This window comes from Erwinia persicina (assembly GCF_014838825.1).
Taxonomy (GTDB): domain Bacteria; phylum Pseudomonadota; class Gammaproteobacteria; order Enterobacterales; family Enterobacteriaceae; genus Erwinia; species Erwinia persicina_A.
On the sequence record NZ_JACYMO010000007.1, the window covers coordinates 97424 to 121985 of the forward strand.

The 24562-nt window shown below is 54.5% G+C and carries 26 protein-coding genes and 1 pseudogene; 19 read left to right on the top strand and 8 right to left on the bottom strand.

Translation table 11 applies throughout. The features are described 5' to 3' along the window. Positions 1-128 precede the first annotated feature (128 nt). The gene (locus tag IFU29_RS16700) at positions 129-716 is read right to left on the bottom strand and encodes a TetR/AcrR family transcriptional regulator (protein ID WP_191934908.1); all 588 of its coding nucleotides are present in this window, start codon (positions 714-716) and stop codon (positions 129-131) included. A 133-nt stretch (positions 717-849) separates the two neighbouring features. Between IFU29_RS16700 and IFU29_RS16705 the strand changes: the two are divergent. From IFU29_RS16705 to IFU29_RS16715, 3 genes and pseudogenes are all read left to right on the top strand, one after another. Beyond that, positions 850-2046 (top strand): annotated as a pseudogene (locus IFU29_RS16705) (MFS transporter). 27 nt (positions 2047-2073) lie between these two features. After that, positions 2074-3252: an MFS transporter gene (locus IFU29_RS16710; protein WP_191934956.1), complete on the top strand. Its 1179-nt coding sequence runs from the start codon at positions 2074-2076 to the stop codon at positions 3250-3252. 187 nt (positions 3253-3439) lie between these two features. Continuing rightward, positions 3440-3991, top strand: coding sequence for a chorismate mutase (locus tag IFU29_RS16715; RefSeq protein WP_191934909.1), 552 nt, complete (start codon positions 3440-3442; stop codon positions 3989-3991). Between the two features lie 58 nt (positions 3992-4049). Here IFU29_RS16715 and IFU29_RS16720 read toward each other — a convergent pair whose 3' ends face one another. Continuing rightward, entirely contained in the window at positions 4050-4577 is a 528-nt protein-coding gene (locus tag IFU29_RS16720) for a carboxymuconolactone decarboxylase family protein (protein ID WP_244633731.1), read from the bottom strand. Between the two features lie 13 nt (positions 4578-4590). Then, positions 4591-5361: a cyclase family protein gene (locus tag IFU29_RS16725; protein WP_342214484.1), complete on the bottom strand. Its 771-nt coding sequence runs from the start codon at positions 5359-5361 to the stop codon at positions 4591-4593. 243 nt (positions 5362-5604) lie between these two features. On the opposite strand from IFU29_RS16725, the gene IFU29_RS16730 reads away from it, so the two are divergent. Continuing rightward, entirely contained in the window at positions 5605-6264 is a 660-nt protein-coding gene (locus tag IFU29_RS16730) for an AraC family transcriptional regulator (RefSeq protein WP_244633732.1), read from the top strand. A gap of 20 nt (positions 6265-6284) precedes the next feature. Here the strand turns inward: IFU29_RS16730 and IFU29_RS16735 are convergent, their stop codons facing one another. Beyond that, positions 6285-7487, bottom strand: coding sequence for a diguanylate phosphodiesterase (locus tag IFU29_RS16735; protein WP_191934910.1), 1203 nt, complete (start codon positions 7485-7487; stop codon positions 6285-6287). 266 nt (positions 7488-7753) lie between these two features. Here IFU29_RS16735 and IFU29_RS16740 point away from each other — a divergent pair, with 266 nt between their 5' ends. From IFU29_RS16740 to IFU29_RS16760, 5 genes are all read left to right on the top strand, one after another. Continuing rightward, positions 7754-8182, top strand: coding sequence for a hypothetical protein (locus tag IFU29_RS16740; protein WP_191934911.1), 429 nt, complete (start codon positions 7754-7756; stop codon positions 8180-8182). 369 nt (positions 8183-8551) lie between these two features. Then, positions 8552-9289, top strand: a complete 738-nt coding sequence (locus IFU29_RS16745; RefSeq protein ID WP_191934912.1) for an MtnX-like HAD-IB family phosphatase — start codon at positions 8552-8554, stop codon at positions 9287-9289. Continuing rightward, positions 9282-10154, top strand: a complete 873-nt coding sequence (locus IFU29_RS16750; RefSeq protein ID WP_191934913.1) for an alpha/beta hydrolase — start codon at positions 9282-9284, stop codon at positions 10152-10154. Before IFU29_RS16745 ends, IFU29_RS16750 begins: the two co-directional genes overlap by 8 nt. Before the next feature lie 13 nt (positions 10155-10167). Next, entirely contained in the window at positions 10168-10524 is a 357-nt protein-coding gene (locus tag IFU29_RS16755) for an EamA family transporter (RefSeq protein ID WP_191934914.1), read from the top strand. Continuing rightward, positions 10521-10913 carry a DMT family transporter gene (locus IFU29_RS16760; RefSeq protein ID WP_198424997.1) on the top strand — a complete coding sequence of 131 codons (393 nt, stop codon included), beginning with the start codon at positions 10521-10523 and terminating at the stop codon, positions 10911-10913. Before IFU29_RS16755 ends, IFU29_RS16760 begins: the two co-directional genes overlap by 4 nt. A 63-nt stretch (positions 10914-10976) precedes the next feature. On the opposite strand, the gene IFU29_RS16765 is transcribed toward IFU29_RS16760, so the two are convergent. Continuing rightward, positions 10977-12356 carry an aspartate aminotransferase family protein gene (locus IFU29_RS16765; protein WP_191934915.1) on the bottom strand — a complete coding sequence of 460 codons (1380 nt, stop codon included), beginning with the start codon at positions 12354-12356 and terminating at the stop codon, positions 10977-10979. A gap of 136 nt (positions 12357-12492) precedes the next feature. After that, positions 12493-12717 carry a hypothetical protein gene (locus tag IFU29_RS16770; protein ID WP_191934916.1) on the bottom strand — a complete coding sequence of 75 codons (225 nt, stop codon included), beginning with the start codon at positions 12715-12717 and terminating at the stop codon, positions 12493-12495. Between the two features lie 365 nt (positions 12718-13082). On the opposite strand from IFU29_RS16770, the gene IFU29_RS16775 reads away from it, so the two are divergent. After that, positions 13083-13538 (top strand): DUF5680 domain-containing protein, encoded by a 456-nt coding sequence (locus tag IFU29_RS16775; protein ID WP_244633733.1) that lies wholly within the window; start codon positions 13083-13085, stop codon positions 13536-13538. 140 nt (positions 13539-13678) lie between these two features. Continuing rightward, the gene (locus tag IFU29_RS16780) at positions 13679-14686 is read left to right on the top strand and encodes a YiiG family protein (RefSeq protein WP_342214485.1); all 1008 of its coding nucleotides are present in this window, start codon (positions 13679-13681) and stop codon (positions 14684-14686) included. 67 nt (positions 14687-14753) lie between these two features. Here IFU29_RS16780 and IFU29_RS16785 read toward each other — a convergent pair whose 3' ends face one another. Next, positions 14754-14990 (bottom strand): YgdI/YgdR family lipoprotein, encoded by a 237-nt coding sequence (locus IFU29_RS16785; protein WP_191934917.1) that lies wholly within the window; start codon positions 14988-14990, stop codon positions 14754-14756. A 617-nt stretch (positions 14991-15607) separates the two neighbouring features. Here IFU29_RS16785 and IFU29_RS16790 point away from each other — a divergent pair. Then, on the top strand, positions 15608-15991 hold the full coding sequence (locus IFU29_RS16790) for a YgiW/YdeI family stress tolerance OB fold protein (RefSeq protein WP_191934918.1): 384 nt from the start codon (positions 15608-15610) through the stop codon (positions 15989-15991). Positions 15992-16381: 390 nt separating this feature from the next. Here the strand turns inward: IFU29_RS16790 and icd are convergent, their stop codons facing one another. Then, positions 16382-17632, bottom strand: a complete 1251-nt coding sequence (gene icd / locus IFU29_RS16795; protein ID WP_118664296.1) for an NADP-dependent isocitrate dehydrogenase — start codon at positions 17630-17632, stop codon at positions 16382-16384. A gap of 103 nt (positions 17633-17735) precedes the next feature. Between icd and rluE the strand changes: the two genes are divergently transcribed. The 7 genes from rluE to phoQ all read left to right on the top strand — a co-directional run bounded on the left by rluE (position 17736) and on the right by phoQ (position 24475). Beyond that, entirely contained in the window at positions 17736-18392 is a 657-nt protein-coding gene (gene rluE / locus IFU29_RS16800) for a 23S rRNA pseudouridine(2457) synthase RluE (RefSeq protein ID WP_191934919.1), read from the top strand. Between the two features lie 47 nt (positions 18393-18439). Further along, positions 18440-18913 (top strand): NUDIX domain-containing protein, encoded by a 474-nt coding sequence (locus IFU29_RS16805; RefSeq protein WP_191934920.1) that lies wholly within the window; start codon positions 18440-18442, stop codon positions 18911-18913. 60 nt (positions 18914-18973) lie between these two features. Further along, positions 18974-20092 (top strand): tRNA 2-thiouridine(34) synthase MnmA, encoded by a 1119-nt coding sequence (gene mnmA / locus IFU29_RS16810; protein WP_191934921.1) that lies wholly within the window; start codon positions 18974-18976, stop codon positions 20090-20092. Between the two features lie 24 nt (positions 20093-20116). Next, complete coding sequence (gene hflD / locus IFU29_RS16815) at positions 20117-20761, top strand: high frequency lysogenization protein HflD (protein WP_191934922.1); 645 nt, start codon at positions 20117-20119, stop codon at positions 20759-20761. Between the two features lie 29 nt (positions 20762-20790). After that, complete coding sequence (purB, locus tag IFU29_RS16820) at positions 20791-22161, top strand: adenylosuccinate lyase (RefSeq protein ID WP_191934923.1); 1371 nt, start codon at positions 20791-20793, stop codon at positions 22159-22161. Between the two features lie 182 nt (positions 22162-22343). Then, entirely contained in the window at positions 22344-23012 is a 669-nt protein-coding gene (phoP, locus tag IFU29_RS16825; RefSeq protein ID WP_062743672.1) for a two-component system response regulator PhoP, read from the top strand. A 2-nt stretch (positions 23013-23014) separates the two neighbouring features. Next, positions 23015-24475 (top strand): two-component system sensor histidine kinase PhoQ, encoded by a 1461-nt coding sequence (gene phoQ, locus IFU29_RS16830; RefSeq protein WP_191934924.1) that lies wholly within the window; start codon positions 23015-23017, stop codon positions 24473-24475. Positions 24476-24562: the final 87 nt, after the last annotated feature.

Genomic DNA, 24562 nt, shown 5'->3' on the forward strand with positions numbered 1-24562 from the left:
GGACAGACACATCGTCTAAAAGGCACCAGGAAATTTAACGTCCACTCTGCGATCAACGCGGGTCAACACGCCTTGATGATCGCTTGTCGCCAGTCGCGGCCCCCTCCCCGTGCATGTCAGCCTGATTTTCAGCCAGTCCGTCGCAATCCGCGAAGTAGCAGGTTCAGCGCGGTAATGCCCTGTGTCAGCTTCGTATTGCTCTCATCACCGTCAGCAATCCAGAATGCCGCTTCTGCCAGACTCCCGTAAATCAGAGAAGCCAATCCCTCTGGGTCGACATCTTCCACCACACCTTGCTGAACCAGATCGTGAATCAGGCCCCGCATGGACGCCAGGCAATGACGCTGTGATTCAGGGGAAGCCCCCCCCAGCACCGCTTTGGCATCACGCAGCACAATACGCTGAAATTCAGGTTCCAGTGCCATCTCGAGGTAAGCCCTGCAGCGGTTGCAAAACCCCTCCCACGGATCGTCTGCATCACTGGAAATCGCCTGCAGGCGTTGGTCCATCTCGTCATCGATCTGTTCCACAACGGCCGCCAGCAAGCCTTTTTTGTCACCAAAATGATGATAAAGCGCACCACGGGTCAGCCCGGCCTGCGCAGTCAGGTCATCCATTGAGGTATCAGCGTAGCCATATTCACGAAAAACCTTACGGGCAGTGGCTAACAATGTGGCTCTTGTCTCTTCCATTTCAGCGCGGGTCCGGCGAACCATACTTTGCTCCTTACATACGACATGAATGATTATTTACAAACACTCCGTATGAATATACGATTGGATTCATACGCGTTGTATGTATTGTCGCTTTGTCACCGCGTTGTGGCAAGCAAATGCTACCGGAGAGATGATGGCTAATCTGTATCGAGACCTTTTTACTGCGCCTGGCGCGGCACATTTTGCTATGGCAGGTCTGCTCGCACGCATCCCGCTGCCGATGACAGGCATCGGAATTATTACTCTGTTTTCGCAACAGTACGGAGGGTATGCGCTGGCGGGAGCCCTTGCCGCCACCTTTGTTCTGACCTACGCCCTGCTCTCGCCGCAGATTTCCCGCTATGTGGATCGTTATGGGCAGCACCGCGTTTTGCCTGCAGCTACGGCGATCAGTGTTGCTGGTTTTGTCATCCTCATCGCCTGTTCCTAGTGGCGTGCTGCCAGCTGGATCCCGTTTATCGGCGCATTACTGGCGGGGTTTATGCCCAGTATGTCGGCCATGGTACGGGCACGCTGGACGCTGCTATATCGGGGCCAGCCGCGTTTGCAGACAGCCTATTCGCTTGAAACGGTGCTGGATGAACTGACGTTTATTGTTGGCCCGCCCCTCTCGATTGGCCTTTCCCTCACGCTGTATCCCCAGTCAGGTCTGCTGCTCGCCGCACTTTTGCTGTTTTCAGGGGTGTTTGCCCTGGTGATACAGCGCGGAACGGAACCCCCGGTAATGAGCGTATCCTGCGGCAAAATGGCCACGGGTTCGGTCATCAGGATGACCAGCGTACAGCGGCTGGCGCTGCTGATGATGGCGATGGGCGTCATTGTCGGCACGGTAGATATCGTGAGTGTCGCCTGGGCTGTAGAACGGGGGCACCCGGCTGCGGCCAGCCTGGTGTTATCCGCCTATGCCGTGGGTTCGTGTTTATCCGGATTGATCTATGGCTCGCTCAAACTGAAAACCCCACTCCCCCGGCTGTTGTGGCTGGGCGGGCTGGCAACGGCCACGACCACTGTCCCACTGATACTGGTCACCCATCTTACCGCGCTGACAGCAGCCGTGCTGGTGGCAGGCCTCTTTTTCGCCCCGACCATGATCGTGGCCATGTCACTCATTGAACGCCAGGTTTCTGAAAGCCAGCTCACAGAGGGCATGACCTGGCTGCTGGCCGGGCTGAATGTAGGCGTTGCGCTGGGCGCGGCCCTCGCCGGTCAGGTTGTCGACAGCGGGGGATCTCGGGCGGGGTTCTGCGTCGCCTTAGGTGCCGGCGCCGTGGTGCTGCTCATGGCCTTTTTAAGCTATTTAACCCTGCACAAACAGGATGATCGCGCCTGATTGCGTGCGCTTTTTAGGATCTGAATGATGAATACATGTTCTGCCATGCAATGCGTTCGCCCCCCCTGGACCGCGGTTTTCGCCGTTGGTCTGGCGACGTTCTCTGTGGTGACAACAGAAATGCTCCCGGTGGGTTTGCTGACCGCCATCGCCGGTACGCTCAACATGACCACAGGAAGCGCAGGTCTGATGATCTCCCTGCCCGCCTTGCTGGCCGCTTTATTTGCGCCATTCGTCGTCATTGCATCGGGTGGAACAGATCGCCGGTGGATACTGTGTGGCCTGCTGGCGTTGCTGGTTGTGGCAAACCTTACCTCCGCGCTGGCACCTAATCTGATGGTGATGCTCGCCGCCCGCATCCTGCTCGGCTTCTGCATGGGGGGGATATGGGCCATCGCGGGGGGGCTTGCTTCGCGTCTGGTTCCGGAAAAGGCTATTGGCCTGGCAACCGCCATCATCTTCGGTGGTGTTGCTGCTGCATCGGTATTGGGCGTTCCCCTGGGGGCGTTTATTGGCGATGTTATTGGCTGGCGCTGGGCATTTGGCATCATGACCCTTTTCAGCGCACTGGTGCTGGCACTCCACCTTGCGGTGATTCCGTCATTACCCGTTACAGGTTCGGCTAACCTTAGGCAGTTCATTGCTCTGCTTGGCAACCGCAAAATACAAGCGGGCGTGTTCCTGACCTTACTACTCGTAACAAGCCATTTCGTTGCCTTTACCTTTGTGCGCCCGCTCCTGATCTCAGTGTCAGAATTTGATACGCAGGGGATAGGTGCCATCCTGTTCGCCTACGGTATCGCTGGCGTTGCAGGTAACTTTCTGGCGGGTATCACCGCAGCACGCTATACGATATTTACCCTGATAGTGATGGCGGCAGGGCTGGTGTTAACGCCGTTACTGTTTATTACTGCCGGGCAATCGGTCACGGGGGGAAGTGGTGTGGTCATCTTCTGGGGGCTGGCTTACGGTGGGCTTTCGGTCGGACTGATGACCTGGATGATGAAAGCCGCCGCCCGCGCCGTGGAGATTGCCGCTGCGCTGTATGTCGGGGTATTCAATGCCGGGATTGCGCTGGGAGCCTGGATCGGAGGGCAGATCGTCGATAGATTGGCTCTGACAGATACACTCTGGCTGGCCTGTGGGCTGGCGGCGGCCGCGTTACTTCTGGCCGTGGCTGCTGGCCTGAATCGGGGAAATACGTAACCTCCCTGCCAGGGATCAAGGAGACAGCGCCTGGCCCCGGGGCTTTCTTATAAAAGTGATGCAATCCGGTTAACTTTCAGCCGATTCTGATGATAACCAGGACAACCGGCAATGAAACTGTCACCAACCGGTACTATTCATCGTGTAAGCTGAACGCTCTGAATCCATCACCGATAAAGAGAGATCTATGCCCTACCTCCTTCTGTTAATCACATCGTTAATGATGGCCGGATCTGTTTTTGCGGCCTCCTCAACCGCCAGTGCCATGTCTTCGCTGACGTCGGCGATGAATCAGCGCATGCTGGATATGAAAGAGGTGGCCAGCTACAAAGCCACTCACCACCTGCCCGTTGAGGATCGGGGCAGGGAAGAAAAAGTTCTGTCGCTTGCTCAGAAACAGGCGGAGGCCGCCCAGCTGGATCCGGCCTCGGTGATGCCTTTTATTCAGGCGCAAATGGATGTCGCCAAAGCCATTCAGTATCGTTATTTCGCAGACTGGTTATCTCAGCCGGGCTCTGCCACCCCGTCCCGAAGCCTGGAGGAGGTCAGAACGTCGATCTCCGTTCAGGATAAACGCATACTGGAGGCGATTGCGCAGCGTCTGCTGGCCGGGGGGTTTAGCGGTGAAGATCGGGCCGAAATTGCCACGTTACTGCATGCCCCCCACCTGACCAATGCCGATAAAGCGCGGCTGACTGACGCACTTGTCTTGATTCGACGCAGCAGTAAAGCCGCCTGACAGAGAGCGGGCGTGGCCGGCAAGCGCGTCCCACGGGCCCGCGCTTGCCGTGACCTGCCTACACGGACATCCGATCCCAGGGGGTGGCCTTGTCGTCCAGATCAATCTCCAGCGTCTCAAGGAATCGCGCCGTCATCATATAATGTCCAATCAGCAGCGTCAGTTCAGCGAGCTGCGTGTCGTCATAGTATTCCGCCACGGAACGGAACGTGCTGGCGGAAACTTTCACCTGGTTAACACACTCATCGACAAAACTGAGAATGGCACTGTTTCTCTGACCGTTCACCACCCCGCGTTCAATATTATGAATCTCTTCCTCACTCCAGCCCGCTTTTAACGCTAACGGATAGTGCTGCATACGCTCGTAGGCGCTATGGCTCAGCGCGCCGACACGCATAATCACCATCTCGCGATCTTTGTCCTCTAGTTTCCCGGCAGGAAAAGACGCGCCGAGGGAAAGATATCCCCGGGCAGAGGACGTCGTTCTTAATAATCCCAGCGTCAGATTGGCCGGAAAGCGGGCGTACTGTTCCCGCTCAGCAGCGGTTAAACGTTCCATGCTGAATAAGGTAATACGTGACATCATTTTCTCCCTGACATTAGATAATAGCGATGGTCCGCGTCCAGCCTGCGGACGCTTTATACACCTTGACCGGTAAACTGATTACGGTGAAACCTCGCGCCGGCAGCCGATCGAGGTTAGCCAGTTTTTCAATCTGACAGTAAGGCCGGACGCTACCCGCAAAATGCCCCTCCCAGATCAGAGAAACATCCCGCGTCTGGCGAACGGTTTCCGCCGTATGGCAGAAAGGCGCATCCCAGCTCCATGCGTCCGTGCCCACCACGCGAACCCCGCATCCGGTCAGAAACAACGTTGCTTCTCTTCCCATCCCACAGCCTGATGACAGGAAGTCAGGCTGGCCATAGCGCCCTCCTGCGGCGGTATTCACCAGCACGATATCCCCTGCGCTCAGGACGTGTCCGATGTGGTTCAGCGCCATCCTGATATCCTGGGCGGTGACCACATAACCGCCAGGAAAGTGCCGGAAATCAAGCTTCACACCGGGACCGATGCACCACTCCAGCGGGATCTCATCAATGGTTTTAGACGCCGTGCCATCCTCCATATGCGAGTGATAATGGTAAGGGGCATCCATGTGCGTCCCGGCATGCGTACTCATGCGGACAAACTCAACCGCCCACCCTTCGTGATGCGGCAGGTCGCCGGGCTGCACTCCCGTGAACGAGGCGGCCAGCTGAACCGCACCGGCCTGGTGATCCACATAGTCAATTTCCGGCAGAAACATCGGTGGGTCAGAATGAATTCCGCTCATCAGCGGCACAGAAAGATCAATCATTTTTCCAGACACAGGTTTCTCCTCGTGGATAAATAAAACTTACCCGTACAGGATAACGCCGGGCATATTTTGATAAATGCCGTAAGCAGGACGGCCTGTTATGATTAGCGGCCATTTTATTCATCACAGCGGGAGACCAGCGTGGATACGGAGTCATTATTTTCCGGGATGCTACCGAAAACAATCTGGTTTCGCCGCAAATACTGGCCTGCGGGAACCTTATTTCCTGAAAGAAGCCTTCCGTGGGGAAAGGTGATGTATTCCGTTAGCGGGGTGGCCGAAATACAGGCTTCATCATCCGTCTATCTGTCCACCACGGAATATGCGCTGTGGCTGCCACCGCAGACAACACATCAGTCCGTGGCGAAAACAGATATACACTATATTATCGTGAATATTGCGCCGCCTTTATGTTTGTCATTACCTGAAAGGGCGACCGCACTTAAACTGAACCTGGTTACCCGCGCTATTCTTCACGACTTTTCTCTGCGGGAGATCGGGCATCCGGTTAGCCGGGCAGACCGTTCGCTGGTGAAAGTGTTTATTGAGCAGCTGGCCCTGTGCGAGGCCTTTACCTGCTATCTGCCCATGGGATCGGGAGAGGATGGGCTGGTGGCGCTGATGACCGCCGAAATGAATCAGGATGGCAGTCCGCTTTTGTCCCTGAAGCAGTGGTCACAGAGGCTGGGCCTGAGCGAACGGGCGCTCTCCCGGCGCTTTTCTCAGGCCACGGGTATTGCCTTCAACGAGTGGAAACTGAGAAAAAAAGTCATTCTAGCCCTCCGTCTGCTGCAGGAGGGCCGAAGTGTAAAATATGTCTCTGCACAGCTGGATTACAACTACCCCTCGGCCTTTATTGCCATGTTTCGCCACAGGATGGGCGTCACACCGGCAGACTTTATCAGGCCCTGGTGAACGCAGATGATAACACCGGCTTACACCGGCTCAGGCCAGGCCACCGGGTTCAATCCGTTAAGCTCAGGCGGGGCGAAAAGATCGCCCTGAAAACTGCTGACGCCAGCCGCTTCCAGCCACATCCACTCTTCAGGTTTACTGACGCCAGAGGCGGTCACCGCGATCTCCAGCGCCTGGCAGCTGCGCAGCAGTCCCTGAATAATCGCCTGTTTCGGACCGCTGGCGTGAACATCACGCACCAGTTCAGCATCAATTTTAATTCTCTCAGGCTGCAGGCGGGCAAGCATCTGCAGGCCGCCCGCACCGGAGCCAAAATCATTGATAGCCAGACGCATTCCGGCCGAACGGAGCGCCCTGATGGCGACGGACAGCGCGGCCGTATCAGTGACCACTTCGTTCTCGGTGATCCCCACCACGATTTGTTCCGGTATCAGCCCGTGCCGTTTCGCCGCACTGAGTAAAGTATCGGTGGCTCCGGGCTGGGTCACCAGCGCCAGTGACGAGACGTTCACGCACAGGCTTTGGCTGCCAAGTCCGAGCGATTTTGCCAAACGGAATGCCGTCTCCTTTGAGGCGATATCCGCCTGGCACATGGCTTCAGCCGTCATGCCTGAAAAATAGCGTTCTGCACCGTCGCCAGCCGGAGTCCGCAGCCGGGCTTCGACATCTGTCACTCGCTGCGAGAGCGGGTCGGCCACCGGCTGGAAAGCAAACGTGTGGTCTTCCGCAGACTCAGCGGGAAGTCTTAACACTTCGCCTTCGCTGACAAACTTCCACGACCCTTCAGGTGGTAATTCGAAGTAGTTTTCCCTTTCATGCGAACAGACGAACGTCCGCAGAAAGTGCAAAGCACGGTCGTGATAATTGAGCTGATGAAGCGAGGTCCCGCGCTCGAGCACCGCCTGAAGCACGTCGCCACGAAAATTTTCCCGCAAATCGAAGAGTTCCATGCCCGTATTGCCAAAGCGTCTTGACGGCGCATAATCACGCATCAGCTCGACCACATTGTGATGGCGACCGTCCGTACAGATGCCCTCGAACAGGTGGATAACTGCCTGCTCTGGCCCTTCAAGAAGCTGGAAGAAATGTGTCCCGTTGAACAGTAAGATCCCGGTGATATCCAGTGACTGATTGACCTTATTAGCCTTGAAAACCATGGATTCAATGTCTTTATGGGGAAAATTTTCTGCAACGTGGCTACGGTAAACGAGGGTGAATAGCATGTACGCGGTTCCGTCTGAGGGTGCTGGTAACGTGTGATGTCAAAATCAGAGGTCATCATGAATACCATGACGAAAGTTATCAAGCTGCGAACGTAAGAGGCAGTTGTGGCGCTGATTTTATTATCAGAGAGAATAGTCACGTATGGTAGGAAAGCAAGGTATATTGTTTTAAACGTTCCACTTATCTGCACACAGCATCAGTATTTTTACTCACAACGCTGGCGCTAAGTTAACAGCCCTTTCGGGCGCAAACCAACAGGCATTCTATGTTCAATTATCCGGCTTCATTTTTCTGTGACGAAGAAAGCGATACCTATGAAATCCGCTTTCGGGATTTCGACACATCAGACGTAGTGGCCTTCACAGAGGAAGATATTGAGCTTGAAGCAAGCGAGGCATTAACGGCAGCCATCGGTGACATTATTGATGCACGCCTGCCCCTCCCCACCCCCTCCGCCGCCGTCGAGGGCGAGTTTATCGTTCATCTTCCCGTTCTGACCTGCCTGAAAGCGGCATTACACAACGCCATGATCCAGACCGGCACCCGCAAAGCTGACCTTGCGCGAAAGCTCAGCATGAAGGGAGCGCAGATAGACAGGCTGTTAGATGTGGAGCACGCCTCGAAGATTGAGACATTAGAACAGGCGCTCTATTTACTGGGCTGGAACGTGTCGGTCAGCGTTACCCCGATATAACCTGAGCAGCACAGAGACGGGGTTGGCCACGAAATAAATGTCGCCCCGAGATTACAGACAGCCCGTCATGGACGATTTTAACAAACACGCCTTCTATTTTCTGACGCCGCCGCAATACCGAAGCCCGCTTAATTAATCAGGCACTCCGTTCTTCACAATAAATGCCACCGCCACGAAAAACGTTTATATCAGGCAATGACGAGGCGAAAAAATGCTATTTCATCACCCGATGAATCCCCTGCCATGAAATAGCCTGCGTGGGTTTCTATTGTTGACTCTTCATTTATCACCCGCCCCTTAACATGCAGTGAGTTTTCATTTCGATGACGACGTTTGCTTACGATCCTGTGCTGATAAATAGGTGTATGTATGACGACCAGGCTTTCTCACGAGGATAATGGTGCCCTGCCCTGGACCATTTTATGTGATTTCGACGGAACGGTTAGCCCTGAAGATATTACGGACACCCTGCTGGAACGCTTCGCGCTGCCCGGCTGGGAAAAACTGGAACAGCAGTGGCTGACAGGGGAAACCGGCTCAGCGGAGTGTATGTCCGGGCAGATTGCCCTGCTGGATATGTCACGGCAGGAGCTGGATAGCTGCCTGAGCACTATCCGCATCGATCCCGCTTTTAAACATTTTGTCGCCGTAGCCCGGCGCTGTGCGGTTCCGCTGACCGTGGTGAGTGACGGGCTGGATTACGCTATTCAGCATATTCTCGACCGTCACGAACTGGGTCATTTAACGGTCATCGCTAACCATCTGGAGCAGCAGAGCGAGCGCCGCTGGCGGCTTCACCTCCCCTGGGCCGCCCCTGACTGCCGACGCGCCAGCGGCGTCTGCAAGTGTGCCGTGGCTAAAACCGTTACGGGCCGCGTCCTGATGGTGGGTGACGGGCGCTCTGATTTTTGCGTCGCGGGCCAGGCTGACCACGTGCTGGCAAAAGGGACGTTAATTGATGAGTGCCGCCGCCAGGGCATTGCCTGCACGCCGTTTCACGATTTCAGTGATGCCGTTCCCGCGCTGTCACGCTGGCTGCAGACGACTGGCAGCGACAGCGGATACCGCGCCTTTAATCCGCTGATGCCGTGGAGAACGCATGACTGAGCAACATGGCTTTCTGCTGCCCGGTACCAGCAAGACCGGCGTGCTGCTGATCCACGGCCTGACCGGCACGCCAAATGAAATGCGCGGCGTGGCGCGTGAACTGAACCAGGCAGGCCATACCGTTTGTGCCGTACAGCTGGCGGGCCACTGCGGCAGCATTGACGATCTGATCGCCACTCGCTGGCAGGACTGGTATCAGAGCGTCATTAATGCGGCTCACAAGCTGCGGCAGCAGGTGGACTGCCTGGTGGTAGGCGGGCTGTCAATGGGGGCCGTGCTGGCGCTAAAATATGCCTCTGAATTTCCGGTAAACGGCGTGCTGGCCTACAGCGCGACGTTCCGCTATGACGGCTGGAGCATCCCTGTCATTTCACGCTGGGCCGCCCCCTGCCTGTTGCCGCTCGCCGCGTTCCTCCATCTGGGCCGTCACCGCATGTTCAACGAAAAAGAACCTTACGGCGTCTGTAATGAAGTTCTGCGACGCCGCATCGCCAAAAGCATGCAGGAGGAGGACAGCGCAGTCGCCGGGCTACCGGGAAATCCGTGGCCCTCACTGAATGAAATGATGGCCCTGTCGCGCAGCGTTCGCCGGGCACTTCCGCAGGTTGTCGCGCCCTGCCTCGTACTTCACGCTGAAAATGACGATATCGCTCACCGCCGCAATGCGCTGTTGATCCGCGATCGGGTCAGCGGACAGGTGGATCTGGCGCTGTTAAAGAACAGCTATCACATGATCACCATCGATAACGACCGCGCAGAACTGATCGCCCGCACGCTCAGATTTATTCAGCAGCAGACCGACACCCAGAAAATCCGCAGGCCAGCCCCCTTACCGCTACAGACCACCGTCGGTACTCCGGCGTAATGCGCCTGATAACATGAGTCAACTGGTGCTGCTGTTATGGCTATTGAACGTGCTGGTCGATACCGGCGGCCAGCTGTGCTTTAAAGCCGCCTCGCACAACAGCGCCCGCTTTAGCGGCCTCGCCTTCTGGCGTCATATGGTCGGCCATGGCTGGATCTGGCTGGGCGCAAGCTGTTACGTGCTGCAGTTTATCCTCTGGCTGGCTTTTTTAACGCTGGTGCCGCTGTCCGTCGGCGTTATGCTGGGAGCCATAAATGTGGTGGTGATTATGGTTGCGGGCCGGATGTGGTTTAAGGAGCGCTTAAGTCCATGGCGCTTAACCGGGATACTGCTGATCGCGCTGGGCGTACTGGCCGTAGGAACAGGATGATGAAACACGTTTACCTGCTGGGTTTTTTAGCCCTGATGGTGTTTGATACGCTGGCACAGGTGGGTTTCAAGTACACGGCGATCGCCGCTTCTCCGCTGACGCTGGATGCGGCATGGCTGTACCGCCTCTTTACGCAGGTCTGGCTCTATATTGCCTTTGCGGGCTATGCGGGCGCTTTCTATACCTGGATGACACTGCTCAGAAAGGTCCCCGTCGGCCCTGCGTTTGCTGCATCACATCTTGATATTGTTTCCGTGACGCTGATATCGGTGTGGCTGTTTAACGATCACCTCACGCTGAGCAAAACCCTCGGCGGCGTGCTGATCCTGTTGGGTATCCTGTGTCTGGCAAAAGACGCAGCGGCCCGGTCACGGCCCACTGCCAGCTGATGCAGGAGGACGTTCCCGGGCAGCAGCAGTCAATGCGCCCGGTGAGCATCGGGCGCAGGGATTTTACAGCGCTTTTTTAGCCCGCACCAGCAGCTGATCCAGCAGTTCAATCGCCTGATGAATTTCAGCACGACTGATCTCCAGTGAAGGCGCGAAGGTGATCACATTTTTATAGTAGCCCCCCACATCCAGTACCAGGCCCGTTTTCTGGCCCTGATAATCCAGCGTACCTGACAGCCCGATATCCACCATCTTGTCCAGCAGCGCTTTGTTCGGGGTAAATCCATCTGCGGTACAGAGTTCAGCACGCAGCGCCAGACCCAGCCCGTCCACGTCACCGATTTCCGGATGACGCAGCTGCAGTGACTTCAGTCCGTCAAGGAAGCAGGCCCCGCTTTCCATAACCTGTTTCTCGTAGTCTTTTTCCGCCAGCATCTGCATCACCTCCAGTCCGACGGCGGTTCCCAGAGGATTAGAAGCAAAGGTCGAGTGCGTTGATCCTACGGGGAAGGTGACGGGATTAATCATCTCCTCACGCGCCCAGATACCGGCCAGCGGGTTCAGGCCGTTGGTTAATGCCTTACCAAACACCAGGACATCGGGCGTGATGCCAAAATGCTCGACTGACCACAGTTTACCGGTACGATAAAAGCCCATCTGGATTTCATCGACCACCAGCAGGATCCCGTGCTCGTCGAGCACCTTTTTAAGTCCTTTATAGTAGTTGCGTGGTGGGATCACATAGCCACCGGTTCCCTGCACCGGCTCGATATAAAAAGCGGAAAACTCAGACTGGCTGGCCTTAGGATCCCATACGCCGTGATACTCGTTTTCAAACAGGCGTGCAAAGTCGGCAATCAGCTTTTCGCCATACTCTTCTGCCGTCATGCCTTTCTGCCGCCGGAAGGGATATGGGAAAGGAATAAACTGGGCACGCTCACCAAAATGACCAAAACGACGTCGGTAGCGATAACTGGAGGTAATGGACGATGCGCCGAGGCTACGGCCATGGTAACCCCCTTCAAAGGCAAACATCCGGCTTTTACCGTTGCAGTAGTTGCGCACCAGTTTCAGAGAATCATCAACGGACTGTGAGCCCCCCACGTTATAGTGAACGCGTCCGGACAGACCAAACTTACGCGCCATATCCTGCGCGATGACTTTACTGAGTTCAATCTTGGTCGGATGCAGGTACTGGCTGGCAATCTGCGGCAGCACGTCAATCTGCCGTTTCAGCACATTGTCCAGCCGGGGGTTGGCATAGCCAAAATTAACCGCGGAATACCACATCTGAAGATCCAGATACGGCGTTCCCTCCGCATCAAAGAGATAGCTCCCCTTGCAGCTGTTAAATATTTTTGGCGTCGTGACATAATGCACCGTATCACCATGGGAACAGTATTTCGCTTCATCAGCTAATAGTTTTTCTTCATACGGGGTCATAAAGAGTCCTTCCTTTGGATTGACGAGGAGAGCTGATATTATCAGCAGGCTCCGATCGGATGACCGCCCTTTTATGGCTGAAATAACCTTAATGTTGATATGTTATATGAATCGTTTATTTATTCGGGTCATCATTTCAATCATTCATCAACACTATTCTGTTAATCTGCCATGCCGCTGAAATCAGCACGAATATACCTACACTGTTTATTTTTATATCTGGCATAGCCGTCTTAGCCATCGTCACGCCTCTGCCAATCAGCGCTGTCGGGTGACGCCAGCGTCCTGAACCTGTTCGCCATTCCCCGCCCTCTGCTTGCCACCAGAAAAGGGATATATTCGCCCGGCTTTTTACCGTCATATCACCCCTGATTTAAATCAAATTGATAATAAACAGGCAAATGTTACATATTGCATTGAAAAACCCGAAAAGATTTAACGCTTTTACACAACAGAACACCCTCACTTAAGGGAAATAATCAGGCCATAAGCAGAAAAATATCCATAAAATCGACTGAAATAACCCTCTACGACAGGATGCCGTGAACGATCGTTTTGTTTCAGTCAGCGACAGGAAATCCGCCGTCAGGGGATGCCAATTTAACGGTAACAAATTAAAATCCCTCCCTCACTCACAGCGAGCCTTTACCGCCAGAGCGAGGGGGGAACACCCGCCTTAGCGAGGTTTTATCGCGGCACCGTTCATTTAAAGATAAGGAAGGTTAAATGAAAAAGTTTTTGATAGAGGCAAACCGTTTTCTGTTCAGCTACCCGGAAAAACTTATCATTAAAGACTCTGCTTATAATGATATGCAGCTGATTGAGTATCACAGTAACAGTTACTCATACCGAAATTATTTTACCGAAAGGCGAAATATTTACGGCCAGATAATCATTTCTAAAAATAAAACGCCCGTATGGTGTATGCAGTTCCAGGGCGGCGTTGTCAGCGAGCACCTGGATGAAAGAACGGCCCGCCACCTTAAATATATTGCCAGAAAAAACCGCAGCCTCTCAGATGAGCGCTACCCTGTACGCGGCCCCCGGGAAACAATATTCGATGACCTGCATTATCAGAATGATATATTTGGTGACCTGACACGCTTTCAGGGGCAGGAAATTATTCAGAAAGAGGGTCAGACCTTGTTTATGATGAAGCTGTCAGGCGGCGAATTAAAATGACCGGGAAGAAAACGTTCTTGCCCGCCTGAGGGTTCCCTCAGCCGAAAGATAAAAGGTTCTTTTGTGAGTAAATCCGCTAAGCTTTAGGTGATTTTTAAGATGGTAACCTTTTGATTACGTTCACTGACTAAGGAGCGGGTGTGTTTCAGAAAGCAAGAAAGACGGTATTGTGTGGGATGTTAACGACGGCACTTTTGCTGCCATTAGCCGGCTGTGACCAGAGTGAAACCACAGAAGAAAAGCCGGTGCAACCCGCCGGGACTGCGGCCTTTAAGGAAGATGCCAACGCGCAGCTGGCGACCAAGTTAAACGCCTATGTGAGCTGCTTCAATACCGCCGATGGCGCGGCCCGTAACAGCGCGCAGCGCTATGTCAGCTGGATCCATGACCTGGATAAGGGCCCCACAGGTAAAGAACGCACCGTCAACGTGCCGGGCGATCTGACCGCTTACGAGCTGGACAGCTGCACCAAAGCCATTGGCGAGGCCTCGCGGGCCAAACCCGCCCTGCCGGCGCTGGACACCGCTGCGGTACAGTACCTGTCAGAACTCACCGCACTGGTACCACTGGTCTCGCAGGCTCATCAATATTACAGCCAGGAAGACTACAAGGACGACGGCTTCGCCAGGGGCAAGCAAATGCACCAGCCGCTGATGATGGCCTACGGGCGCTTTATCAAGTCCAGCGACGTCTACGGTGACGAAGTGGAAAAGGAAACGGTCAGGCTGACTGATGCACAGCTTATTGAGATTGAAAAAACACAGGGACGACACTCACCCTACTTCCGTCTGGCATTAGTCAGCCAGGGGAAACTGTTAGCCGCCCAGCTCAGCGCTGATGCTCCCGATGTGACCGCGGCAACGAAGGCAATCGATGCCTACGGTGCGCTGGTAGAGGAGTCAGCCAGCGCCACCGCCAGCGAGCCCGGCAAACCGGTGAGCTGGTCAGTCTTCCAGACCAGCGCCAGCACGTTCCTGAAAGACTGCAAAGACAGGATGCGGCGCGTGCGCGACAAAACACCTTACAGTCACGGCGAGCAGGGGCTGATGGAAAACAATGGCAGCAGCGCGGGCTGGACGGTCACCGGTTCACCGATGCGGGTACTGAAATCCTACAACGACCTGGTTGAAGCCAGTAATCGACTGTAATCCGGCGGGCCATCCTTCCCTCAGCGATGGCCGAAACAGGCAGCTATGCACCATGGCTGCCTTCCCCCTATTTTTCGACAATTTCCTTCACATCTTTCTGATGAATTTGATGGGTGTTACCGTCAGTATCTTTATACGAGATCAGGCCGGTATCTTTATCTTTAACGGGTTTGCCATGCGTCGTGACCATGTGCCCGTCATCCGTTGAAATAACATAATCACTTGAACAGGCGGTCATAGCCAGAACCGCTGACATAATAATACCGGCTAACGTGCATTTTTTGACTGATACGGACAGCTTCATAATTATTTCTCTTCTTTATTTGCGTTTCGACAGTATAAACAGGTGACGTATCTTGGTCCTTCAACCTTAAACAGAAACGCAATGAGCAACTCAGAAGATCCGCAACAAATGTTAAATTTGATTTATATCATTTAATCGTCAATAAGCCAGTGAAGAGGAAAACACCTTTTGGCGATTCAATTACTGCAATTTTCTGATGTCTTTTTTACTGACCACGCCCCCAATAAAAAACAAAAAATCAATATTTTCAATTAATTATAAATAAAACAATGAAATCTCAGCAGGCAACCTTACTCTGACGGGAGAGAGTGATGGGATACTTCCCCCGATTGTTCGGCGCTTAATCCAGCCCGTTCCTGGTGACAAGGCCGATTCAGAAAGGGATGACAAAAAAGCCTAAAAAATAAACAAAAATCACCTTTCAGTTCGGTGTTTTGGTTCTTATTGTTCCACAAAGCGTTTTGACACCCTTTCCCGCCGCACTTTGCTCAAAATGTTAAAAAACGGCATCCTGAACCGCAGCAACTGAATTTAAAAAAAGCATCACAGCCTTTAAGATTACGTTAAGAACTTTCCTGTAATTTACCCAGACACGAATTTTACAAGGAAATGAAATCATGAAAAAAGCAATTTTAATTACCCTATTGGCTGGCCTTTCATTCGGCGTTGCCGCACAGCAGCAAGGTTTCATTACTCCTGAAGGACAGGGCTATTCTCAGGGCGGTTTTAAAGGCCCTACACCGGGTTTATCTTCCGTTGCAGAGGCTAAAACGTTACGTGATGATGCCTGGGTAGTTCTTGAAGGTAATATCATCAGGCAGGTGGGCCATGAACTTTATGAGTTCAGTGACAGCACCGGCACCATTAATGTGGATATCGATGATAAGCGCTGGCAGGGTCAGGCCGCCTCACCGGGAAGCAAGATCCGAATTGAGGGTGAAATCGATAAAGACTGGAACAGCGTTGAGATTGATGTAAAAAATCTTCGCGTCCTGAAGTAACCTGCCACACAACGACTTACCCCGGCAGCGGTCAGGAGACGGTAAAACATTCTTTTACCCGAGGCCGCTGGTATGGATGACGCGTCATGCTGTCCTGCCCTTGATTTTCGCCTGTCGAACGGTCCTGATATTGCGCTATGACTCACGACAATCACCGGGTTCTTATACGCAAAAAAGGGTCTTAATACGCAGGATTTACTGAGCCATAAAAATCAGCAGCAGACCGATAAAGACCCTGATGACAGGAGTTAAGATGGGACGGTTGTAGCGGGATAAATTTAGTGGTTTCTTTATACAGCTTTGGGGAAGGGGATTGGGGATATTTTGGGGATGACTTTCTGTGGTGAAGAAATGAGGGCGGGAGCACCAGGCTCCCGCCGGCAAACACACTTACATGTGTTTGATCATCGCGTCGCCGAACTCTGAAGCTTTCAGCAACTTAGCGCCGTCCATCTGACGTTCAAAGTCATAGGTCACGGTTTTGGCAGCAATCGCGCCTTCCATGCCTTTAACAATCAGGTCAGCGGCTTCGAACCATTCCATATGACGCAGCATCATTTCAGCTGACAGGATGATGGAACCTGGGTTCACTTTATCCTGACCGGCATACTTAGGTGCTGTACCGTGGGTGGCTTCAAACAGGGCACATTCGTCACCGATGTTCGCACCCGGCGCAATACCGATACCGCCAACCTGCGCCGCCAGGGCGTCAGAAATGTAGTCACCGTTCAGGTTCATACAGGCGATCACGTCATACTCGGCCGGACGCAGCAGGATCTGCTGCAGGAACGCATCGGCGATCACGTCTTTAATGACGATCTCTTTGCCGGTGTTCGGGTTCTTCACCTTCATCCACGGGCCGCCATCAATCAGCTCGCCGCCGAACTCTTCTTTCGCCAGCTGGTAACCCCAGTCTTTGAAAGCGCCTTCGGTGAACTTCATGATGTTGCCTTTGTGAACCAGCGTCACAGAATCACGGTCATTGGTGATCGCATATTCGATGGCGGCACGCACCAGGCGTTGGGTGCCCGCTTCTGAGCATGGCTTAACGCCGATGCCGCACTGTTCAGGGAAGCGAATTTTCTTCACGCCCATCTCATCACGCAGGAACTTGATGACTTTATCTGCTTCCGGCGTACCCGCTTTCCATTCGATACCGGCATAGATATCTTCGGAGTTTTCACGGAAAATCACCATATCGGTGTCTTCCGGGCGTTTCACCGGGCTTGGAGTGCCGGTGTAGTAACGGACAGGACGCAGGCAGATGTACAAATCAAGCTGCTGACGCAGGGCAACGTTCAGGGAACGAATACCGCCGCCGACCGGGGTGGTCAGTGGGCCTTTGATGGCTACGCGATATTCTTTAATCAGGTCGAGGGTTTCTTCTGGCAGCCAGACATCCTGGCCGTAAAGCTCTACCGATTTCTCACCGGTGTAAATTTCCATCCAGGAAATTTTACGCTCACCGTTGTAAGCTTTCTGCACAGCGGCATCAACTACTTTGATCATCACTGGAGACACGTCAACGCCAATACCATCACCTTCGATAAACGGGATGATCGGATTGTTAGGTACGTTGAGTTTTCCCTGATCCAGGGTGATTTTCTGACCTTCCGCCGGAACAACTACTTTGCTTTCCATTAACCTCTCCTTCGAGCGCTTTTTTTTGTTAATGACTTGTAAGATGCGCGTCAATACTACTTGAATATTGACTCCGCGCCAATCATCTCCGGATTGCGGTATAATGCGCTCATTGTTATCAAGTGCAAAGACCATGCGAAAATCTTCCCTGACGAATCATCATCCTGGGCGTTCCACCGCCCGCCGTGCGGCCAAACCGGCTGCCAGAGGCCCGCGTTGCGTGGTGCTGTTTAATAAGCCCTTCGATGTGCTGCCCCAGTTCAGCGATGAGGCAGGCCGGCGTACGCTGAAAGATTATGTGCCCCAGCCGGGAATTTACGCCGCCGGCCGGCTAGACCGCGACAGCGAAGGGCTGATGGTGCTGACCAATGACGGCGCACTGCAGGCTAAACTGACCCAGCCGGGCAAACGTACCGGGAAAATTTACTATGTGCAGGTGGAGGGTGAGCCGCAGGAAACCGACCTGCAGCCCCTGCGAACGGGCGTCGAACTGAAAGACGGACCCACCCTGCCCGCCGGGGTCGAAAAGGTGGCCGCGCCTGACTGGCTGTGGGAACGCCAGCCACCGATCCGCGAACGTAAAGCGATCCCAACCTGCTGGCTGAAAATCACCCTGTACGAAGGACGCAACCGTCAGGTGCGGCGAATGACGGCACACATTGGTTTTCCTACCCTGCGGTTGATCCGTTTTTCTATGGGTAGGTTACAGTTACAGGGTCTGGCGCCCGGCGAATGGCGCGATATCAGTCACGAAATCTGACATTCAGTGCGCGGTAACCTGCGCACATTAACCCTATGGAGCACACTATGTTCAAACCGCACGTCACCGTCGCCACGGTGGTCCAGGCAGAAGGACAGTTTCTGGTTGTAGAAGAACGCGTGCGAGGCCGCACCACATGGAATCAACCGGCGGGGCATCTGGAAGCCGATGAAACTCTGCTCCAGGCGGCGGTACGGGAACTGTCGGAAGAAACCGGTATCGATGCGGTTCCTCAGGCTTTTTTACGCCTGCATCAGTGGATCGCCCCGGATAATACGCCGTTCCTGCGCTTCCTGTTCGCGCTGGATCTGCCGGAAGCAGTGGAGACTTACCCGCAGGATCGCGATATTGACCGTTGCTGGTGGCTGCCACCGCAGGAGATTATCACCTCGAAAAAACTGCGTTCACCGCTGGTTGCGGAAAGTCTGCAGATTTATCAGACCGGGCCACGTTACCCACTGGCAATCCTCAGCGCCTTCCAGTGGCCGTTTAGCGAGAGTGCGCAGATCGTCGACGCATGATAGAATGCGTCGCAATTTTATCAGAGTCGCCTTTAACGGCTCCTTAAAGTCGGACAAGCAATGTTGAACAGTTCAAACAGCCAGAAAAAAGTGATCGTCGGGATGTCCGGCGGCGTTGACTCCTCCGTTTCAGCCTGGCTGCTTCAGCAGCAGGGTTATCAGGTTGAAGGCCTGTTTATGAAAAACTGGGAGGAGGACGATGGTGAAGAGTATTGCACCGCCGCGGAAGATTTAGCCGATGCGCAGGCCGTCTGCGACAAACTGGGTATTTATCTGCATACGGTCAACTTTGCTGCCGAATACTGGGATAATGTGTTTGAACATTTCCTGGCCGAATACAAAGCGGGCCGCACGCCCAACCCCGATATTCTCTGCAATAAAGAGATCAAATTTAAAGCCTTTCTGGAATTTGCCGCCGAAGATCTGGGGGCGGACTATATCGCCACCGGTCACTACGTGCGTCGCCAGGATGTCGACGGCAAAAGCCGCCTGCTGCGCGGGCTGGACGGTAACAAAGACCAGAGCTACTTCCTCTACACCCTCGGGCACGAACAGATTGCTCAAAGCCTGTTCCCGGTGGGTGAACTCGAAAAACCTGAAGTTCGCCGCATTGCAGAACAGCTTGAGCTGATCACCGCGAAGAAAAAAGATTCTACCGGTATCTGCTTTATCGGTGAGCGGAAGTTTACTGAATTTCTTGGCCGCTACCTGCCCGCCCAGCCGGGTCCGATAATCTCGGTGGACGGGGACCAGGTTGGCCAGCATCAGGGTCTGATGTACCACACGCTCGGCCAGCGCAAAGGGCTGGGTATCGGCGGCACCAAAGACGGTAATGAAGAACCCTGGTACGTGGTCGATAAAGACGTGGCCGGTAATATTCTGGTGGTCGCACAGGGCCATGAGCACCCCCATCTGATGTCGGTGGGCCTGATCGCCCAGCAACTGCACTGGGTGGATCGCGACACGCTGACCGCCCCGCTACGCTGCATGGTGAAAACCCGCTATCGTCAGGAAGATATCCCCTGCACCGTGACGCCGCTGGATGGGCAGCGCATTGACGTGCGTTTTGATCAGCCGGTGGCCGCCGTCACCCCTGGCCAGTCTGCGGTCTTTTATCTGGATGAAGTCTGCCTCGGCGGCGGCATCATCGAACAGCGCCTGCCGCTGGTTAACGCGTAATTCGGGCCGTATACAGGAGTAAACGTGGCGAAGAACTATTATGATATTACGCTGGCGCTGGCCGGTATCTGCCAGGCAGCCCATCTGGTGCAGCAGCTGGGACACCAGGGTCAGTGTCCCCCCGATGCGTTTAAAACATCACTGAACAGTCTGCTGGATCTCAATCCGGCCTCCACGCTGGCGGTATTCGGTAACGATGAAGCGAACCTGCAGTTCGGACTGGAAACCCTGCTGGCGGTGCTGAATAGCAACAGCCGCCAGGGCCTCGGTGCGGAACTGACACGCTATACCCTGAGCATGATGGTGCTGGAGCGTAAACTTAACGCCAGCAAAACGGCAATGAATACGCTGGCGGACCGAATCGCCCAACTCGATCGTCAGCTGGCGCACTACGATCTGGAGTCCGATACGCTGTTAGGTGCCATGGCAGGGATCTACGTCGATGTGATCAGCCCGCTTGGCCCCCGTATCCAGGTGACCGGATCTCCGGCTATCCTGCAGAACAGCCAGGTACAGAATAAAGTTCGTGCAACACTGCTGGCCGGTATTCGCTCAGCGGTGCTGTGGCAGCAGGTCGGCGGAGGCCGTCTGCAGCTGATGTTTTCCCGTCACCGCCTGGTGAATGAGGCTAAAGCGATCCTGGCCCGCCTTAACGGGACCCCAACCTGATTTTTTTAACCGATCCTGGAGCAGCAACAATGGAATTATCCTCTCTGACCGCCGTCTCACCTGTAGACGGTCGTTATGGCGACAAAGTCAGCCCACTGCGTGGTATTTTCAGCGAATATGGCCTGCTGAAATTCCGCGTTGAGGTGGAAGTTCGCTGGTTACAAAAACTGGCCACCTGCGCTGCGATCAAGGAAGTTCCTGCATTTGATGCCGACGCAAACGCTTTCCTTGACGCGATTGTCAGCGGTTTTAGTGAAGAAGACGCCGCGCGGATCAAAACCATTGAGCGCACCACCAACCACGACGTCAAAGCCGTGGAATACTTTCTGAAAGAGAAAGTAGAACCCATGCCTGCCCTGCATGCAGTGTCTGAGTTTATTCACTTCGCCTGTACCTCAGAAGATATCAATAACCTGTCACACGCGCTGATGCTGGAAACGGCCCGCCGTGAGGTGATTGTGCCTTACTGGAGCAAAATCATTGCTGCGGTCAAAGACCTGGCAGTGCAGTACCGGGATATTCCGCTGCTGTCACGTACGCACGGCCAGCCCGCCACGCCGTCCACGCTGGGTAAAGAGATGGCGAACGTCGCCTACCGCTTTGAGCGCCAGCTACGCCAGTTAGAACGTATTGAGATCCTCGGTAAAATCAACGGTGCCGTCGGCAACTATAATGCCCACATCGCCGCGTATCCGGAAGTGGACTGGCATGCGTTCAGTGAGTCGTTTGTGACCTCGCTGGGAGTGACCTGGAACCCGTACACCACGCAAATCGAACCGCATGACTACATCGCCGAGCTGTTTGACTGCATGGCGCGCTTTAACACCATCCTGATCGACTTCGATCGCGATATCTGGGGTTACATTGCGCTGAACCACTTCAAGCAGAAAACCATTGCAGGCGAAATTGGTTCCTCGACCATGCCACATAAGGTCAACCCGATTGACTTCGAGAACTCCGAAGGCAACCTCGGCCTGGCCAATGCCATGATGCAGCACCTGGCCAGTAAACTCCCGGTATCACGCTGGCAGCGTGACCTGACCGACTCTACCGTGCTGCGTAACCTCGGCGTGGGCATTGGTTATTCGCTGATCGCCTACCAGTCGACGCTGAAAGGCATCTCCAAGCTGGAAGTGAACCGCGCCCGCCTGCTGGACGAGCTGGATCACAACTGGGAAGTGCTGGCCGAACCTATTCAGACGGTAATGCGCCGTTATGGTATCGAAAAGCCTTATGAAAAACTGAAAGAGCTGACGCGCGGCAAGCGCGTGGATGCTGAAGGCATGAAGACCTTTATTGATAGCCTGGCACTGCCGGAAGAAGAGAAAACCCGTCTGAAGCAGATGACCCCGGCCAACTATATCGGCCACGCCATCCAGATGGTTGACGATTTGAAGTAACGCCCTGCCAGCGGGCCGACTCAGTCGGCCCGTGTTAACCTGCTGTTTACCTCTTCTCCTCTATACTTATCGCCAGTTTATGCCCTGATCAACGGGAGCAACCGCTTACACAGTTGCACCCTGACGCATTCCAGGGCTATGTTGATGTCTCTGGCAGTTTGATCTTATTTAAGGATTCGGTTATGCGTGTGTTAGTTGTGGAAGATAACCCACTGCTGCGTCATCATCTGGCGGTGCAGCTGCGGGAGATGGGGCATCAGGTGGATGCTGCCGAAGACGCCAAAGAAGCCGACTATTTTCTGAATGAGCATACGCCGGATATTACGCTGGTCGACCTCGGTCTTCCTGATGAAGACGGTATGACGCTGATCCGCCGCTGGCGCGGGCAGGAAGTCCGCCAGCCGATTCTGGTGCTGACCGCGCGTGATGGCTGGCAGGCAAAGGTTGAAGCGCTGGAAGCCGGTGCCGATGATTATGTCACCAAGCCCTTTCATATAGAAGAAGTGGTGGCCCGGATGCAGGCGCTGATGCGCCGCAACAGCGGGCTGGCCTCGCAGATCATCACCCTGCACCCTTTCCAGATCGACCTGTCGCGCCGCGAGCTGACCATCAATGAACAGCAGATCAAACTGACGGCGTTTGAGTACACCATTATTGAAACATTAATCCGCAACGCCGGGAAAGTGGTCAGCAAAGACTCACTGATGCTGCAACTTTACCCCGATGCGGAGCTGCGCGAGAGCCACACCATAGATGTACTGATGGGCCGTTTACGCAAAAAAATCCTCGCCGAGTATGCGCAGGAAGTGATCACCACGGTACGCGGTCAGGGCTACCGCTTCGATATTTGAGCATGATTAACTGGCGTCGGAGAAAGCCGCTTTCGCTGCGGATACGGTTCTTACTGGCCACCGCAGCGGTGGTACTCACCATGTCGCTCTCCTACGGAATGGTGGCCGTGATCGGCTACGTGGTGAGCTTTGATAAAAATACCTACCGCGTGCTGCGCAGCGAAAGTAATCTGTTTTTCACCCTTTCCCAGTGGAAGGACGGCAAGCTGAGTATCGTCCAGCCTGAACGCATGACGCTGAACTTTCCGGCTCTGGTGTTTATCTATGACGATAACGGCAAGCTGCTGTGGCAGCAGCGGGACGTGCCGGATATTCGCAGCAAGATCCGCCGTGAGTGGTTAAGCAAGTCTGATTTTTATGAAATCGACACCAATAATCACACCAGTCGTGAAGTGCTCGGTAATGACCGCGTGGCGCAGAACAAGCTCACCGCCTATGACGATGACGGCAACGACACCTTTACCCACTCGGTGGCCGTGAACCGCTATGAGGCAACGTCCACGCTGCCTGCCCTGACCATCGTGGTGGTCGACTCTATTCCCCAGGAGCTACAGCACTCAGACGTGGTGTGGTCGTGGTTCAGCTATGTGCTGCTGGCGAACCTGCTGCTGATTATTCCACTGCTGTGGCTGGCGGCACACTGGAGCCTGCGCCCGATTGGCGCACTTGCCGCCCAGGTGCGTGAACTGGAAGCCGGAACCCGCGAAACCCTCAATCCAGCCCCGCCGCAGGAGCTGAAGGGGCTGGTACGTAACCTGAATCTGCTGCTGGATAATGAACGGCAGCGCTATACCCGCTACCGCACCACGCTGAGTGATCTGACCCACAGCCTGAAAACCCCGCTGGCTGTATTGCAGACCACCCTGCGGTCGCTGCGCGGCGGGCGTAACCTGTCTATCGAGCAGGCCGAGCCCATTATGCTGGAGCAGATCAGCCGTATCTCGCAGCAGATTGGCTACTACCTGCACCGGGCCAGCATGCAGGCCGATCATCACGCATTGAAGCGGGATGTGCATTCGGTACCGGCCCTGCTCGACGGGCTGTGCTCGGCGCTGAATAAAGTCTACCAGCGCAAGGGCGTGGTGCTGACGCTGGATATCTCACCAGAGGTAATCTTCGTCGGTGAGCAAAACGATTTTATGGAAGTGATGGGCAACGTGCTGGATAACGCCTGTAAGTACTGCCTGGAATTTGTTGAGATCAGCGTCCAGCAGACGGAAAAAACGCTGCTGCTGATCGTTGAGGACGACGGTCCCGGCATCCCGGAAAACAAGCGCGATCTGATCTTTATCCGCGGGCAGCGCGCCGATACCCTGCGTCCAGGCCAGGGCCTGGGCCTGTCGCTGGCCCGCGATATTATGGAGCAGTATGCTGGCGATATTCATGCCAGTACCAGTCAGCTGGGCGGGGCCCGCATGGCGGTAGAGTTTCAGCGCCAGGAGATCCTGCACAAACACGAGTAATCGTCATACCACGACTTTTACCGGCAGTGGTACACACCCACTGCCGTGCGCTGTTATAATCTACTCACTTTCGCGTTTCAGGAAAAC